This is a genomic window from Rothia sp. 11254D007BW, assembly GCF_053548195.1.
Genome location: NZ_JBPWPK010000001.1, coordinates 1,443,334 through 1,457,989, shown reverse-complemented (window position 1 = coordinate 1,457,989; position 14,656 = coordinate 1,443,334). Strand labels below are relative to the sequence as shown.

Annotated in this window: 11 protein-coding genes and 1 riboswitch; of the genes, 6 read left to right on the top strand and 5 right to left on the bottom strand. The window is 62.6% G+C overall.

Features of this window, described 5'->3' with window-relative positions; genetic code table 11:
- Positions 1-49: 49 nt before the first annotated feature.
- On the bottom strand, positions 50-1,366 hold the full coding sequence (locus ACEE43_RS06535) for an MFS transporter (protein ID WP_449108054.1): 1,317 nt from the start codon (positions 1,364-1,366) through the stop codon (positions 50-52).
- 3 nt (positions 1,367-1,369) lie between these two features.
- The gene (locus ACEE43_RS06530) at positions 1,370-5,077 is read right to left on the bottom strand and encodes a DEAD/DEAH box helicase (protein WP_449108055.1); all 3,708 of its coding nucleotides are present in this window, start codon (positions 5,075-5,077) and stop codon (positions 1,370-1,372) included.
- 150 nt (positions 5,078-5,227) lie between these two features.
- Positions 5,228-5,355, top strand: a riboswitch (SAM riboswitch).
- A gap of 35 nt (positions 5,356-5,390) precedes the next feature.
- Between ACEE43_RS06530 and ACEE43_RS06525 the strand changes: the two genes are divergently transcribed.
- Positions 5,391-5,606: a nuclease PIN gene (locus ACEE43_RS06525; RefSeq protein ID WP_083091505.1), complete on the top strand. Its 216-nt coding sequence runs from the start codon at positions 5,391-5,393 to the stop codon at positions 5,604-5,606.
- Complete coding sequence (locus ACEE43_RS06520) at positions 5,603-6,034, top strand: plasmid stabilization protein (protein ID WP_237207544.1); 432 nt, start codon at positions 5,603-5,605, stop codon at positions 6,032-6,034. The genes ACEE43_RS06525 and ACEE43_RS06520 overlap by 4 nt, the downstream gene beginning before the upstream one ends.
- A gap of 129 nt (positions 6,035-6,163) precedes the next feature.
- Here the strand turns inward: ACEE43_RS06520 and ACEE43_RS06515 are convergent, their stop codons facing one another.
- A complete protein-coding gene (locus ACEE43_RS06515; protein ID WP_449108056.1) occupies positions 6,164-6,937 on the bottom strand; it encodes an SDR family NAD(P)-dependent oxidoreductase in 774 nt (257 codons plus the stop codon).
- A gap of 112 nt (positions 6,938-7,049) precedes the next feature.
- Here ACEE43_RS06515 and ACEE43_RS06510 point away from each other — a divergent pair, with 112 nt between their 5' ends.
- Complete coding sequence (locus ACEE43_RS06510) at positions 7,050-8,882, top strand: cell division protein PerM (protein WP_449108057.1); 1,833 nt, start codon at positions 7,050-7,052, stop codon at positions 8,880-8,882.
- Positions 8,883-9,106: 224 nt separating this feature from the next.
- On the opposite strand, the gene ACEE43_RS06505 is transcribed toward ACEE43_RS06510, so the two are convergent.
- A complete protein-coding gene (locus ACEE43_RS06505) occupies positions 9,107-9,520 on the bottom strand; it encodes a hypothetical protein (protein ID WP_449108058.1) in 414 nt (137 codons plus the stop codon).
- 111 nt (positions 9,521-9,631) lie between these two features.
- Between ACEE43_RS06505 and purN the strand changes: the two genes are divergently transcribed.
- Together purN and purH are read left to right on the top strand one after the other, a co-directional pair.
- Entirely contained in the window at positions 9,632-10,210 is a 579-nt protein-coding gene (purN, locus tag ACEE43_RS06500) for a phosphoribosylglycinamide formyltransferase (protein WP_431464410.1), read from the top strand.
- Between the two features lie 127 nt (positions 10,211-10,337).
- On the top strand, positions 10,338-11,945 hold the full coding sequence (purH, locus tag ACEE43_RS06495; RefSeq protein WP_449108059.1) for a bifunctional phosphoribosylaminoimidazolecarboxamide formyltransferase/IMP cyclohydrolase: 1,608 nt from the start codon (positions 10,338-10,340) through the stop codon (positions 11,943-11,945).
- A 228-nt stretch (positions 11,946-12,173) separates the two neighbouring features.
- Here the strand turns inward: purH and ACEE43_RS06490 are convergent, their stop codons facing one another.
- Complete coding sequence (locus tag ACEE43_RS06490) at positions 12,174-13,874, bottom strand: substrate-binding domain-containing protein (RefSeq protein ID WP_449108060.1); 1,701 nt, start codon at positions 13,872-13,874, stop codon at positions 12,174-12,176.
- Between the two features lie 230 nt (positions 13,875-14,104).
- Here ACEE43_RS06490 and ACEE43_RS06485 point away from each other — a divergent pair, with 230 nt between their 5' ends.
- Positions 14,105-14,653: a TetR/AcrR family transcriptional regulator gene (locus tag ACEE43_RS06485; protein ID WP_237196988.1), complete on the top strand. Its 549-nt coding sequence runs from the start codon at positions 14,105-14,107 to the stop codon at positions 14,651-14,653.
- Positions 14,654-14,656 lie beyond the last annotated feature (3 nt).

The window sequence follows — 14,656 nt, the reverse complement described above, 5'->3', positions numbered from 1 at the left end:
AGGGTCACAGCGAGCGTGACCCTGCGGAGCCCCTTGACTGCTACGACTTCTAAGAATCAACGATAGGCTGCTGCCGCGTTTCAGGAATGGGCTCGGGCACATAGCGCCAGAGGGCCGGGACTGCCAGCGTGGCTAGGGCAATAGTGACCATGACAAGGGTTCCACCGACCACAGCGGCTAGGGGAGAGCCCACCAGCTCGGCAGCCCCGCCCACAAAGGCCATACCCAGGTTGGGCCCGCCCGCAACCGTGATGATGAAGAGCCCCTGTAGGCGTCCGCGCAGGGCGTCGGGAGTGGCTACCTGAATAATGGTGGAACGGTAGACCGACCCCAGGGCGTCTGCCCAGCCCATGAAAGCCAGCGCCGCAAAAGCCAGGCTGAGCGGCAGCAGGTTTTCGGTGATGGAGGCGCTGGGCAGGCGCCCCTCGTAAGCCCAGGCGATGAGCCCGAAGGCGATAAACCCCAGCCCCCACCCCGTGTAGCTGAGGGTGAGGAAGCGGCCCTGGCGGCGGACGTCCTTGAGGAAGCCAGAGAAAGACACCCCCAGCAGGGCACCTACGGGGCCGGCAGCTAGCAGCAGGCCGGCTCCGGCTTCACCGCCGCCGAAGGTCAGGGCGGCAAGCGCCGGGATGAGCGGGCGGGCCTGGGCGAAGAACATGCCGAGTAGGTCCACCACAAAGGTCATACCCACGACCGTGTTACGCCGCACGAACCCCAGCCCCTCGCGGATTGAGGTCAGGACGGACGGACGCGCCGCCCCGCTCTGCTCCGGGAGCATGGCCGGGAGCCGATAGAGGGCCCAGATGCCAACGGTCATCGCGAAAACGTTGATGGAGTAGGTGAGCTGGTAGCCGACGGAGGCTACGAGCAGGCCGCCGATGAGGGGCCCGGCGCTCATGCCCAGGGTGCCTACCGACATCATGAGGGTGTTGGCTGCCGGGAGCAGGCGCGGTTTGATGAGGCGGGGGATAATGGCCCCGCGGGCGGACTGGTTGATGGGCTGGAGCAGGGACTCGGCGGCAATGAGGGCATAGAGTACCGCCACGCTGTGGATGTTGAGCCAGGCATGCAGGGCAATGAGCAGGGTAACGCCCCACATGCCCAGGGTTGCAACTAGGGCGACCTTGCGCCGGTCGTAGCGGTCGGCGATCACACCACCGTAGAGCCCGCCAATGACCAGCGGCACCACAGAGACCAGACCCACCAGACCCACTGCCCCGGAGGATCCTGTCAGGGCGTAAATTTCCAGAGCAATAGCCACCGAGGTGATCGCAAAACCTATGGTGGAAAAGAGCCCGCCCAGCCAGATGCGCCTGAAGTCGGGGGAGTAGGTGAGCGGGGTGAAGTCCATGAGAATCTTGCTCACGGTTTACTCTCCTGTCTTTTCTGAGACGGCGCCCTGACCGGCGTCTGGTTCTGGGGCTGCCAGCAGGTCGCGTATCTGGGCAGCGGTGAGCTGGGAGGCAAAGAAGGCCCCTTCATCGACCACAGCATCAAAGAGGGCGGCCTTGGACTCCTTGAGTTCCATGACCTTCTCTTCGATGGTGCCCGCCGATACCAGGCGGTAGACCATTACATTCTTGGTCTGCCCGATACGGTGCACGCGGTCAACGGCCTGCTGTTCGGCAGCCGGGTTCCACCAGGGGTCCATGATGAAGCAGTAGTCGGCGCTGGTCAGGTTCAGGCCAAAGCCGCCTGCCTTGAGGGAGATCAGGAAGACGGGGGCGGTACCCGACTCGAACTCTTCGAGCAGCTCCCCGCGGTTGCGGGTGGAGCCGTCCAGGTAGAGGAAGGGGATGCCCATGTCAGAGAGCCTGCCTGCGACCTTCTTGAGGTAGCCGGTGAACTGGCTGAAAATCAGGGCCCGGTGGCCGTCATGGATAATCTCGGGCAGGTTTTCTTCCAGGTAGTCCAGCTTAGAAGACTCCACCCCGGCGTAGCGTTCAGCATCAATGAGGGTGGCATCGAGCGCCAGGCGGCGCAGGGTAGTCAGGGACTGGAAGATAGTGAAACGGTTCTTATCGATATCCTCCAACAGACCCAGAATCTTCTGGCGCTCGCGCTGCAGGTGGGTGTCGTAGGCCTTGCGGTGGGCCGGAGCTAGGGGCACATCGATCCGCATATCGGTCTTCTCGGGCAGGTCGGCGGCCACCAGTTCTTTGGTGCGGCGCTTCATGAGCGGACGGATGCGGCGGCGCAGCCTGCCCAGGGCCTTGGTTTCTTCCCCGGATTCGATGGGGGTGGCGTAGACGTCCTTAAAGGCGCGGGCTGAGGGGAAGAGCCCCGGGGCGGCGATAGAGAACATGGACCATAATTCCATGAGGTTGTTTTCCATGGGGGTGCCGGTGACCGCAATCTTGACGCGGGCTGGCAGGTCGCGGGCGGCCTGGTGAGCCTTGGTTTTGGCGTTTTTGACGAACTGGGCCTCATCGAGCACCAGCCCCTCAAAGGGCTGCTGGGTGCCCAGCTCAAAGTAGTGTTCTTCATCGAGCCGGAAGAGGGCGTAGCTGGTCACCACAACGTCAGCTCCGGCAACGGTATCGGCCAGTCGCCGTTTCGACTTTCGCACCGACTCTTCCACCCCCACCACCGTGAGGGAGGGGGCAAAACGCTTGATTTCCCGCACCCAGTTGGGCACCACCGAGGTGGGGGCGACCACCAGGAAGAGGGAGGACGCGTCCGCCCCGCTTTCTGGTGTGCCGGGCTGGTGGGCGGCACCCAGCGGGCTGGCGGCGTCCTGTTTTTTCTGCTGGGCGTGCAGGAAGAGGGCGATGGTTTGCAGGGTCTTGCCCAGACCCATGTCATCGGCCAGCACCCCGCCCAGGCCGTGTTCCCAGAGGAAGGCCAGCCACTGGTAGCCCTCTACCTGGTAGGGGCGCAGAGTGGCCTGTAGGGTAGTGGGCACATCGGCGGGGGAGTGGTCATCGAGGTTGAGTAGGGCAGAGACCTGCTCATCCCAGGCGGCCACGGTCTGGGTTTCTGCGGCCAGCTCTTCGAGTTCTTCCCAGAGGCCCACCTGGTGGCGGTTAATTTCGAGCGGGCCGGTCTTGTCGGTGAGCTGGGCGGCTTCGCGCAGCAGCTCTTGTAATTTCATAAACTCGGGCTGGTCGAGCGCAAAGTACTGGCCGTTACCGAGCAGCAGGTGGGTTTGGCCCTTGGCCAGGGCGGCAACAACATCGGAGAAGGCCACATGCCAGTCCCCGGCCTTGATAGCAACGCCCAAGCCGAACCAGTCGCGGCGGCGGGTGTCGTCCACCGTCACGATGATTTCGGGGGCTTCGTCGAGCTCGCGGAATTCGGGGCGGGGCCCGGTCACATCAACGCGCACACCCTCAATCTGCTCGTAGTCGGGCAGGTAGGTTTCCAGCAGGGTGCGGGTGCCCCAGTTCTCGGTGTAGTGGCGTGTGAAGGGAATGCCCGGGCGGATCCTCTTGACCTCTTTGAGCACCCGGTACTCGTGGGCGGTATCGCGCACATCGGCCCGGTCTTCGCCGGGGTAGCCCAGGGCATCAAGCCTGAGAAAATCGCTGTCATCGCCGGTGGGGTTGACCGGGTATTCCCAGTGCCAGCCGGTGTGGGCGGTGAAGGGCGGGCCGGGTTCGTCAAAGTGCACAGAGAGCACGAGGGTGGGCATGCGGACGGCCGGTAGCTCCAGTTCCTCGCTGGCAGTTGAGACAGGCAGAGCCCGGGTGAGGGCGGGGTAGTAGTCGGCAAAAAAGGCGGGGACGTCGGCGGCCGGCACGGTCACCTGTTCCCCGGATACCAGGGACTCGGCAACCGCATCCAGCGGCTCAGCTAAGGGAATGAGTACCAGCTCCGAGTCGGCGGTGAGCCAGGAGGGGCGGTCATTGGGTGCTACATCGGCGGCCTGGGCCAGAGCCGAGGGCAGGGTGGACTCCCAGCGGGCTGCCGCTGCGGCTTTCACATAGGTTTCTTGGGCTGCCCCACCCAGGGCAATAAAGCCCTGGCGGTTATTGCCCAGCTTGTGGGTGAAACCAGCTGGCAGGGTGTAGGCTCCCCAGCGCAACAGGGGAGTCAGACGTAGGGCATCGGCGGACGACCCCCGCTCAGGGACCGGTTCAAGGGCCAATTCAACCTGGGGTGCGCTCGCGATGGTCAGACCGGTTTCTTTGCCGTCCAAGAGGACGGTCAAGCCCACCTCATCGGCAGATTCCAGCATCTGCCAGAGCAAGGACGAGTCCACATTCGAGATAGAAGCCCAATCGCGGTGGGAGGAGTAGATGGACTGGGACCCGCGAATGACCGCGTAAAACTCATTGAACCAGGCGGCGTGTTCGGGGAGCAGACCGGTTCCCGCCGACCCGGCGGCAGAGCCCGAGAACTTCTCCCAGCTCAAACCGCCCTTAATCCACTTGCCGCGGGCCCCCATCATCAGGGGCCGGGCCTCCAGCGAGACGCGAGGGGCCCCGCTATTTTTGGTCCATCCGTACTTACCGGGCACCACCAGGCGCAAATCAAGCGCACCGGTCACCCGGTGGTTGCGGCTGTCATAGCTGGGGCGGGCAGCAAGAGAATGAGCCAGAGAGCGTCGCCAGGCCGGCAGGGACTGCCCGACCCGAGCACCGGCGTCCGCCTGCTCCTCGGTACCGGCACTCGCCTGCTCGCCCCGGTGTTCCCTCAGCAGATCTGCAGCCCGCTGCAGGCCCACCGTATCGGCCATCTCCAGGATTTCCTGTACCTTCTCGTCGGCGCTCGCTGTGGTCTTCCAGGTACTTGAGGACGCCGTCATAGCCCGCTTAGCCTTGGCCGTACGGTCGATTGCGGTCAGCATCAGCGCCACCGCGTGTTTGCAGTTATGGGCCACCGGGCAGGAACAGGTCGCCGAAAAAGCATAGGAGCCCGCGGTGACCTCCGCGGGGAAGGCCACCCGCGCGGTGTAGGGGGCAGAACCAGAGCCAGCCACCTGCCCCTCCAGCACTCGCGACTGCTCGTCATAGGTGTAACGAATGACGTTACCCTCGCGCATATACCGCTGCCCCCGCGTGTAGGCACCAGAGCCCACCTGACGAATAATGGCGGGGGCTGTCACCGGGATTTCAGGGAAAGAAGTAGACACAGGCACACCTTCACAACAGAGCAAATACCTAGTCTTCTAGCGTATCGCACCGCCTTACCCACAGCGCCCACGGGCTGGTTCGTCACAGTAAGAAAAATTTCTGAGACCGGTGTTTACAGAAGCGCCAACAGCGAGTTATGCTTTTACCAGCTTCAAGAGATTCAACTGTCAAGCTCCGACTTTGGTTGAACGCCAACCCCATGTTCACGGGTGGCTCGGATGACGAAGCGGTCTGCATCGCGCATTTCGGCGCTGTTTGGTGCAGGCAAGAGCAAGTTTCGAAAGGAATGCGCACTTTACGCGCAACGACGGCATGTCAAACGCTCGACCTCACGCCCACCGTCCTCACATCACCGTTCAGAAGAATATCTCTGCTGCCTCTGTACCCGCCCGCGGCGGCTACACCGCAATGAGCATCCAGGACTACACCCGCATCTCCAACGAGCGCAGCGAATTCCTTAACTTCCTGCTGGCCCCCAACCCCAGCGGTATCCCTGCAACTGAGTACGGTGTTCTGAAAGCTGCATGAGCCAGGTAGGTCTGCTTCTCGATTCCGATGTCCTTGCTGAAATCCGCAAGGCCACCCCGCACCCGCAGGTAGTGAACTGCCTGCGCCGCCGCTCCTACCGCACCATGTATATCTCGGTGCTCAGCCTCGGTGAACTCAAGGGGCTTTACCCCTACCCAGAAACCGAACGCTGGCTCGCTGAGCTCATGGACCGCTTCGACTCTCACGTACTAGAAGTCGACGCGAAGGTATCACTGGAGTGGGCCGGACGCCACGCCGAGAAGCACCTCCACCTGGTGGGTGGGCAGCGCCCCGCCCCCCTCGCCACAGCAGCCCTTGAGGGCCTGATGGCTGCCACCGCGACCGTCCACCAGCTTGAGATTATTTCGAGCAAGGCCGAGATTTATAAGTCCTGGGGCGTCCCGGCGGTGGACCCTTGGGAAGACTAGACGTTATAGCTCTACTCCAGGGTTTTGCAGGCTCACAGCGAAGCTGCTGGCTCGGCGGCTGGCGTGAATCGCTTGTGAGCGAAGCGAACCGGCGAGAGGGTCGGCAGCGAGCGTGAGCCTGGAAAACCTTTAGTAATTTCGCGTCCGCGCTATCGCGGCTGCCACCAGCCGGTGGGGTAGCACCCGTGCGGCTGCGACCGTTAGTTTGTAGGGTAAGGACGGCACACAGATCGGCTTACCTGCCGTGACCGCAGCGATACCTTCGGCAACAACCCGTTGGGGGCTCAGCCACAAAAAGTTCGGTAGGCTGGGCTCACCCTGGCCCATAGCGTCATGGAAATCCGAGCGGGTTAGCCCCGGGCAGAGGGCCGTCACATGGATACCCCGGCCCGAATACTGTAGGTGGGCCGATTCTGAGGCCACCACCAGAAAACGTTTGACCGCCGAGTAGGTGCCTCCGGGGGTAAAAGCTGCCACCGAGGCGACGTTAATAATGCGACCCCGCCCGCGCGGCAGCATGGCAACAATCGCCGTGTGCATGAGCTGGAGCGGAACCCTAGCCAGCACGTCGACCTGGTCAAGGTGGCGTTCTACGGGTGCTGCATCAAAGCTCTTGCCGAGCCCGAAACCCGCATTATTGACCAGTATCTCAACGGGGTGCTCAACCTGCTGTAGGCGCTCAACCAGGCGGGTGACGTCCTGCTCCACCAGCAAATCGGCAGGGATTACCTCAATGTCTACCGAGAATCTGTCGCGCAGCTGGCCTGCTAGGTCTTCTAGAGTCTCGACCCGCCGGGCGGTGAGTACCAGGTTGTACCCGGCTGCTGCATACTGGCGGGCAAACTCGGCGCCTATACCTGCCGAAGCGCCGGTGATCATCACATACGAAGTTTCACTGCTCATGGCTCCCACTCTACAGCCGGGGCGAGCTGGGCCGGTTATCTTCACCGCACTCTTACCCTGTATACCGGAGCCATCAGGCACACAACAGAGAAACATGACATGATGAAAGACGATGAATACCACCGCTCACCCCAAACGTTCCCTCCCTATGCCCCTGTGGCTGCAGGGCTCAGTTGAACTTGCCCTCGTGGCGCTGGCCTCTTACCTCACCGTCGTCCTGCTTCTGGTGGCGGTCTGGTACACCAACGGCTTCAACAGCAGCGGTACCCTAGCCGGTGCTGTCTCTGTGGCCGGGCACCTGTGGCTACTGGTTCACGGCGTTCCCCTGAACATGAATATCCCTGAGCAGGGGGTCTTCTCAGCGGTGACCGGAACCATGAGCCTGGTACCCCTGGGCCTCACCCTAATCCCCCTAGCTCTCTGCTACCGCTCCGGCCGCCGCCTGGCCCGCGCCAGCTACGAGGGCCAGTTCTGGCAGCCCCTGGCCGGTGGTCTTCTCGCCTACGCCGTGGTGGGCGCCGGGGTGAGCCTGCTATCCACCAACGATTTCTTCTCCACCTCACCCGTCCTTGCCGCACTGGTACCCCTCTGGGTAGCTACCCTGGGCATCATCTTGGGCGGGTACGCCGAATCGCGCTCGCTAGCCGCCATGATCGGTGTGAACGCGGCTGACTGGGTGAAGAAATTCAGCCAGTATTCCCGCTGGGCAGGCTCCTACGTCTGGGCCCTGCTGAGGGCGGCCCTGGTGAGCGTACTGGCCTTTGTAGCCGGTGGCGCCCTGCTGCTGGTGGTCACCCTCTTCTGGCACTGGGACGACGTGGTCTCCCTTTATCAGACCCTGCACGCTGGTGCCGTCGGCGGCCTAGCCCTAACCCTGCTGCAGCTGGGTCTGCTCGTGAACCTGGTGGTCTACTCCATGGCGTGGAGCTCCGGCGCGGGCTTTGCCCTGGGCACCGGCACCTCCGTTGACCTGACCGGCACCAACGTGGGGGTCATGCCCTCCCTGCCGGTGCTGGGGGCACTGCCGCACGCGTCCGAACCCTGGGGCTACCTGGCTCTTGCCGTGCCCCTAGCCGCCGGTGCCCTGGGCGGCTGGTGGTTCTTCCGCGAAGGCGAAAACCACTTTGACGAGTGGCTTTCCCTCAAGATTCGCTTCCGCTGGCTGTCCTGGCCCCTCTCTACCCTGGGGCTTGCCGTCCTGACCCTGCTGCCGACCTTCCTGCTGACCACCCTGCTGGGCTGGGCCGCTAACGGGTCGCTGGGGCTGGGACGCTTCACGGCTATCGGCCCGCACCCCCTCATCTTTGGAGCCTTCTCTGCCGTGCTGCTGGCTGCCGGTACCATGCTGGGGCTGGGCCTTGCCCACCTGCTGGTGCGCGACACCTCCGGTGAACTGGAGCGATTTGCCCAGGCCAAGCCCACCCGCGAGCAGAAGCGCGCAGCCCGCGCCGAGGCCAAGGCACAGAAGGCAGCGGCCCGCGCCGAGCGTAAGGCAAAAAAGGCTGGGGCTGACCAGCCGGACACTGCCCAGCCGGATGCCACCGAGCAGGTAGACGTAGAACCGGGTGAGCTAGAGAATCAGGACGCGGGTGGCAAGACCCCCGCAGAGGGTGGGTCGGTTGCGGCCTCCAGTGAGAAGGGCGCCGCTGCGCTGGCGCTGGCCCGCATCATGGCTGACCGTGAGCAGACCCAGCCGGCCGAGAGCGACGAGCCGGCCGAGAGCGATGAAGCTGCTCCTGAGACTGAGGAAGTAGCGCCTGAAAACGAAGCTGAAGAACCCGCATCTAGCGAAGCAGAAGCAGAGGCTACACCCGAGACTGAAACTGAAGAACCCGCTGTGCCCTTCCGGCCCGTGGTGAAGCGTCCTAAGTCCCTGCGTGCCCGCCGCCAAAAACGCCTTGAAGAGCTGGCAGAAGGTACAGGCAAGGAAACTGAAGCTCAGTAAAAGATAGATAAAGGTATACCAGGCTCACGCTGGATGGAGCCCAGCAGATTCCGAGCGCGCGAGGAAAATAATCTGCGGGCGCAATAGGCGCAAGCCTGACCCTCACGCCCCGCCTGACGGCGGATTCCGTTCGCTCTTGTGTGCTGACGCACCCGCTCACTCCATCGAGCCAGCAGCTTCGCCGCGAGCCTGGTATACCTCTACTCGAATTAAGACTTAGAAACCTACTGCCCCATGAGCTGCTGCAGCAGGCCGTCGCTCATCTGCGAGGTGCACTGCTGCTGGCGGCTCAGGGTCACAGCCTGCTGCAAGCACTCCGCATAGGCGATGGTGGCGTCCACAAAAATCAGCTGAACCAGCGCGGCGAAGCCCAAAAAGAGCGACCAGAGCATCACCATGACCATGAGTACCACCGAAAAAGCGGGGAACTTAGCCCTCGCCATTTTCACCAGGGTCACCGTGGCAAGAGTGAAAGTCAGTACCGCTAGAGCTGCTGTTACCGCGGCAAACCAGCCCGGGTACGAGGTGCTAGCCACCGTAGCAACCATCGCCAAAAACGACAGGCGGGACCACACCTTGATATTCTCAAGCACACGGTCAGAGGGCAGCTGGGTGGAAGGACGCACGGTGTCAGACATACCTACCACCTTACCGCGCCCTGCCGCCAGCCTCGAACAGCGCAAACTACCGGTGTCTCAGCATAAAAACGCGGCAGTGTGTTGGCGCTCGCATGCGATAAACTTTCCTGTATGCGCATTGTGGTGATGGTGTCCGGATCGGGCACAAATTTACAGTCCATCCTTGACTCCGTGGCAGCCGGCGACCTGAACGCCACGGTCCTGGCCGTGGGCGCCGACAAGCCCTGCCTGGGAATCGAACGAGCAGAGGCCGCCGGAATCGAGACCTTCCTCGTCGAACCTTCCAGCTACGCCACCCGCGAAGCCTGGAACCGCGCCCTGGAAGAAAAAATCGCCAGCTACGGCGCCGACTACATCATCTTCGCCGGCTTCATGCGCATCGTCGACGCCCAGCTCGTTGACCGCTTCAAAAACCGCATCATCAACACCCACCCCGCCCTGCTGCCGTCCTTCCCAGGAGCCCACGGCGTGCGCGACGCCCTTGCCCACGGGGTCAAAGTCACCGGGCTCACGGTGCACCTGGTCGACTCCGGCGTCGACACCGGCCCCATCCTGGCCCAAGCCGCCGTCGACGTCCTCGATGACGACACCGAAGAAACCCTGCACGAGCGCATCAAGGTCAAAGAGCGAGTGCTCCTGGTAGAAACCATCGCCCGCCTGGCCCAAGACCTCAACGGCGAACCCGCCTAACCCACAAGTTTAGCCCCGCACCACGGGGCTGGGCCTAGGGTCGGGGCTCCTTACCAAAACGACTCACACCCACGTAACCACCTGCTGACCCGGCCCAACCCGGCAGCAAAAGAAACGGAGTTAATCTGTGAGTCTCATTGAGCTCGACCGCGTACCGCTCAAGCGTGCCCTCATCTCTGTCTACGACAAGACCGGCCTCGAAGACCTAGCGAAGGGCCTGCACGAAGCCGGCGTCGCTATCGTCTCCACCGGTTCAACCGCCTCCACCATCGCCGCAGCCGGCGTTCCCGTCACCGAAGTCTCCGACATCACCGGCTTCCCCGAATGCCTCGAAGGCCGCGTCAAAACTCTGCACCCCCGCGTCCACGCCGGCATCCTGGCAGACCGCCGCAAGCAGGAACACATCGACACCCTCAAAGACATGGACATCGAGGCCTTCGACCTGGTCGTCGTCAACCTCTACCCCTTCGTTGAGACCGTAGCCTCCGGCGCAGACCAGGACGCCATCATCGAAAAAATCGACATCGGCGGCCCCTCCATGGTGCGCGCAGCAGCCAAGAACCACGACGCCGTAGCCATCGTCGTCGACCCCGCCAAGTACGGCCAGGTCGTTGAAGCCGCCAAGGCCGGTGGCTTCAACCTGGCAGAACGCCGCCGCCTCGCGTCCGCCGCCTTCGCCCACACCGCCGCCTACGACACCGCCGTCGCCACCTGGACCGCAGCCCAGTTCGAACAAGACGAAGACGCCAACTACTGGCCCCCCTTCGCCGGACTCGCCTTCGAACGCTCCGAATCCCTGCGCTACGGCGAAAACCCCCACCAGGCAGGTGCCCTCTACGTCGACCCCGCCGCAACCCCCGGCATCGCCCAGGCAGAATTGCTCGGCGGCAAGGCCATGAGCTACAACAACTACGTCGACGGCGACGCCGCCCTACGCGCCGCCTACGACTTCGACGAACCCGCCGTCGCCATCATCAAGCACAACAACCCCTGCGGCATCGCCGTCGGCGCAGCAGACGCAGCCGACCCCATCGCCGACGCCCACGCCAAGGCCCACGCCTGCGACCCCCTCTCAGCCTACGGCGGCGTCATCGCAGCCAACCGCGAAGTCACCGCAGCCATGGCAGAAACCGTCAAGGGCATCTTCACCGAAGTCATTATCGCCCCCTCCTACGCCCCCGAAGCCCTGGAAATCCTGCAGACCAAAAAGAACCTGCGCATCCTCCAGCTCCCCGAAGGCTTCGCCCGCGACACCATCGAATACCGCCAGGTCTCCGGCGGCGCCCTCTTCCAGGACGCCGACCGCCTGCACGCCGACGGTGACAAGGTCGAAAACTGGCAGCTCGTCGCCGGTGACGCCGCCGACGAAGCCACCCTCGCCGACCTCGAATTCGCCTGGAAGGCCCTACGCGCCGCCAAATCCAACGCCATCCTGCTCGCCAACGACGGAGCTGCCGTCGGCATCGGCATGGGCCAGGTCAACCGAGTTGACTCCTGCCGCCTCTCCGTCGAACGCGCCAACACCCTCGCAGAAGGCGCAGAACGCGCCCGCGGCTCCGTCGCAGCCTCAGATGCCTTCTTCCCCTTCGCCGACGGCCTCCAGGTACTCCTGGACGCCGGCGTCCGCGCAGTCGTGCAGCCCGGTGGCTCCATCCGCGATGAAGAAGTCATCGCTGCCGCCAAGGAAGCGGGAGTGACTATGTACTTCACCGGAGCTCGTCACTTCTTCCACTAGGGCTTCCAAACGAGTTAGGTTAGCTTATTCGTGACGAAGATAGGGCAGGCTCATGCTCGCTGCCGACCCTCTCGCAGGTTCGCTGACGCTCACGCGCGATTCACGCCAGCCCCGGAGCCAGCAGCTTCGCTATGAGCCTGCCCTATCTTTTCGGGAACCAAAATGCTTATAAAAGTCCGCCCCTCCACATACGGAGGGGCGGACTTTTATCGTGCTATGTGAAGAACCCTACTGCTGCGCAGCTGCGTCCGAGACGCCGGTGAGGGCTTCAGTGAAGATGCGCTGCACGTCGGTGGGGGAAGACGCCATATGGGCCTCGCCGCCGACGCTCTGGGCGATAGTGGTCAGGGCGTTCATGTCGGCGTCCTCAGAGATACCGATCATGATGATGAAGACCGGGTTAGCAGGGTCCTGCTCAGCCTGAATGGTAGAAATCAGTTCTTCCTGGCTAATTGAACCATCATCAAAGTTTTCACCGTCGGTCAGTACAATCACGGCATTTACCGAACCGTAGGCGTAGTTCTCCTTAGCGGAGCGGAAGGCAGCCAGGGTGGTGTCGTAGAGAGCGGTAAAGCCGTTGGGGTCGATAGTTGCTGCGATACCTGAGCCAGCTTCCTGCAGCAGCTCGCGCTGGGTCTTACCGTCTACAGTCTCTTCAAAACCGCGAACGGGTACCAGCTCCTGGTAATCAGAAACCGTGCCGTCGGGCAGAGTAAGGTCGCGGGAGAACTTCCACAGGCCCATGGAATCGCGGGCGGGGAAGAGCTGGGAACCTGCCAGAACAGACTCAACAGTAATGTCCATACGGGACTTATCGGTACCCGCTACCGGGCGTAGCATGGAGCCAGACGCATCGAGTACAACCAGAGCGTTCAGAGGCGCAGACTGGAGCGCGTAGGAAGTCCACACCTGGGTGAGTACATCCTGGTTGCTGGGAGCTAGCGCCGCAAAGCTTCCGACGCCGTATTCGCCCTCTAGTTCCTGGCCATCCGCAGTGCGTAGACCTGCACCAGCAAGAGCCTGCTTACCCTCGTCGCTGGCCATAAAGTCAATAATCTGCTGGGCAGCTTCATCGATAGTGGTGTTGTTGCTGGAGGACGCCTGGTAGAGGGGGTAGTTGAGGGCAAAAGAGCCGTCGCCGGGTACAGTTGCGGTCAGCCCGGAATCTGCGTGGGTTGAAGCGTAAGCAGCGTAGTCAGCTTCGGTGACGATTGCGGCGTCCTTGGAGCCGTTATCCACATCGGTCAGCAGCTCGGTAGCGCTCTGGGCGGCTTCAGTAACACCGATGCTCTGGGCACGCAGCGTAGTGCCACCGGTGAGGTCCTCAACGCTAACGGTACCCGCTGACGCCTCAGAGATACCCCCGAGCAGGGCCGCGAAAGCGCCGGGGTCCTCCTTGGGGTCACCCATGCTGACGGTATCTTCAGCCTTGAGAGCTTCGAGCCAGGTGCCGTAGCTGGTGTTATCTTCTGACACGATGACGCCGGGGGTCTGGGCAAGAGACTCAGCAAGGGGAGTTAGGCCGGTGTTGGCTTCGCTCATGGCCAGCTCAGCGCGGGTGGTGGAGTCAGGAATCCAGAGGTTGGTGGTTGCTGTGCCGCTGGTTGACTCGGTGAGTACATCGCTGGCGGTCTTATTGGTGGTGATGTCGAGGGTGATGCAGGTGTCCTCGTCCACGGGCATAGCCTTCAGCGCTGCTGCCATAGGTTCGGTGGTAGCCACGGTGACGGCCTGGGTGGTTGAGCAGGCAGCCGGAACGGTCTGGCCGCTGGTCGTTGACTGTTCCCTATCAGAGGTGATGTTGGTGTAGGCGATAGCGCCGCCGCAGAGCAAAATGACGGCTGCAGCGCCGGTTGCAATCCACTTGCGGCTATTCTTCTTCTGCTTCTCAATACGCTCTTGACGGCGCGATTTGGCGGTGTTCACCATGGGGTGGGTGCCTCTTCCCTAATGCTGTGCGGTGGGGTGTGCGAGCGGGGGTCCCTCAGCAGGTGCGACTGATGAGGCACTCGCATGCGCGGCTAACTACTGCTGGGTAGCGCCGCTGGTTCGCCCTTTAGTGTAGCAAGAAAGGGGTGTTGGTGACGGGGTTTATAGGACGGTGGTGGTGGGCTGCTGTGCTTTAAAATGGGAGGGTGCCGAAAGTCAGTGAAGAGTATATGCGTTCCCGTCGTGCCGAGCTTGTTGCGGCTGCCCGCGCTGTGTTTATGCAGAAGGGGTATCAGCAGGCGTCGATGAGCGAGGTGATTGCTGCCTCGGGCTTATCTGCAGGGGCGATTTATAACCATTTCTCGGGGAAAACAGAGATTATGGCTGCGGCTGCCCGGGTAGATCTCTCTCAGTTTGAGGTGCGTAGCGATGAGCTGCCCTGGGAGTTTGTGGAACGCTGTCTGGTGACCCTGCAGGCTGATGAGCAGCTGACTCGGTTTTTGGCGATTACCTGGGGAGAGGCCGTAACGGTACCTGAGGTCGCTGAGGTTGTTGATGAACAGCTGGGCCTCTTGCGTTCCCGCGTGGTGGCGAGCTACCGGGCCTGGGCTGCGACAGAACTAGATTTTTCCCCCTCGGAGCTAGAAACCTGGTTACAGATGCTGGGCTCGGCGGTCCTGTCTGTGCTGACCGGCTTTGTGGTGCAGGCCAGTACCGTGCGCGACTTTGACGCCGAAAGCTACTTCGAATTTGCCCGCACCATTTTGCGGCAGGCCTAGCCT

Excerpts from the sequence above, each read along its gene's own strand:
- ACEE43_RS06525 (WP_083091505.1), top strand. The coding sequence starts at position 5,391 with ATGTCAAACGCTCGACCTCACGCCCACCGTCCTCACATCACCGTTCAG.
- ACEE43_RS06520 (WP_237207544.1), top strand. The coding sequence starts at position 5,603 with ATGAGCCAGGTAGGTCTGCTTCTCGATTCCGATGTCCTTGCTGAAATC.
- ACEE43_RS06515 (WP_449108056.1), bottom strand. The coding sequence starts at position 6,937 with ATGAGCAGTGAAACTTCGTATGTGATGATCACCGGCGCTTCGGCAGGT.
- ACEE43_RS06510 (WP_449108057.1), top strand. The coding sequence starts at position 7,050 with ATGAATACCACCGCTCACCCCAAACGTTCCCTCCCTATGCCCCTGTGG.
- ACEE43_RS06505 (WP_449108058.1), bottom strand. The coding sequence starts at position 9,520 with ATGTCTGACACCGTGCGTCCTTCCACCCAGCTGCCCTCTGACCGTGTG.
- purN (WP_431464410.1), top strand. The coding sequence starts at position 9,632 with ATGCGCATTGTGGTGATGGTGTCCGGATCGGGCACAAATTTACAGTCC.
- ACEE43_RS06490 (WP_449108060.1), bottom strand. The coding sequence starts at position 13,874 with ATGGTGAACACCGCCAAATCGCGCCGTCAAGAGCGTATTGAGAAGCAG.
- ACEE43_RS06485 (WP_237196988.1), top strand. The coding sequence starts at position 14,105 with ATGCGTTCCCGTCGTGCCGAGCTTGTTGCGGCTGCCCGCGCTGTGTTT.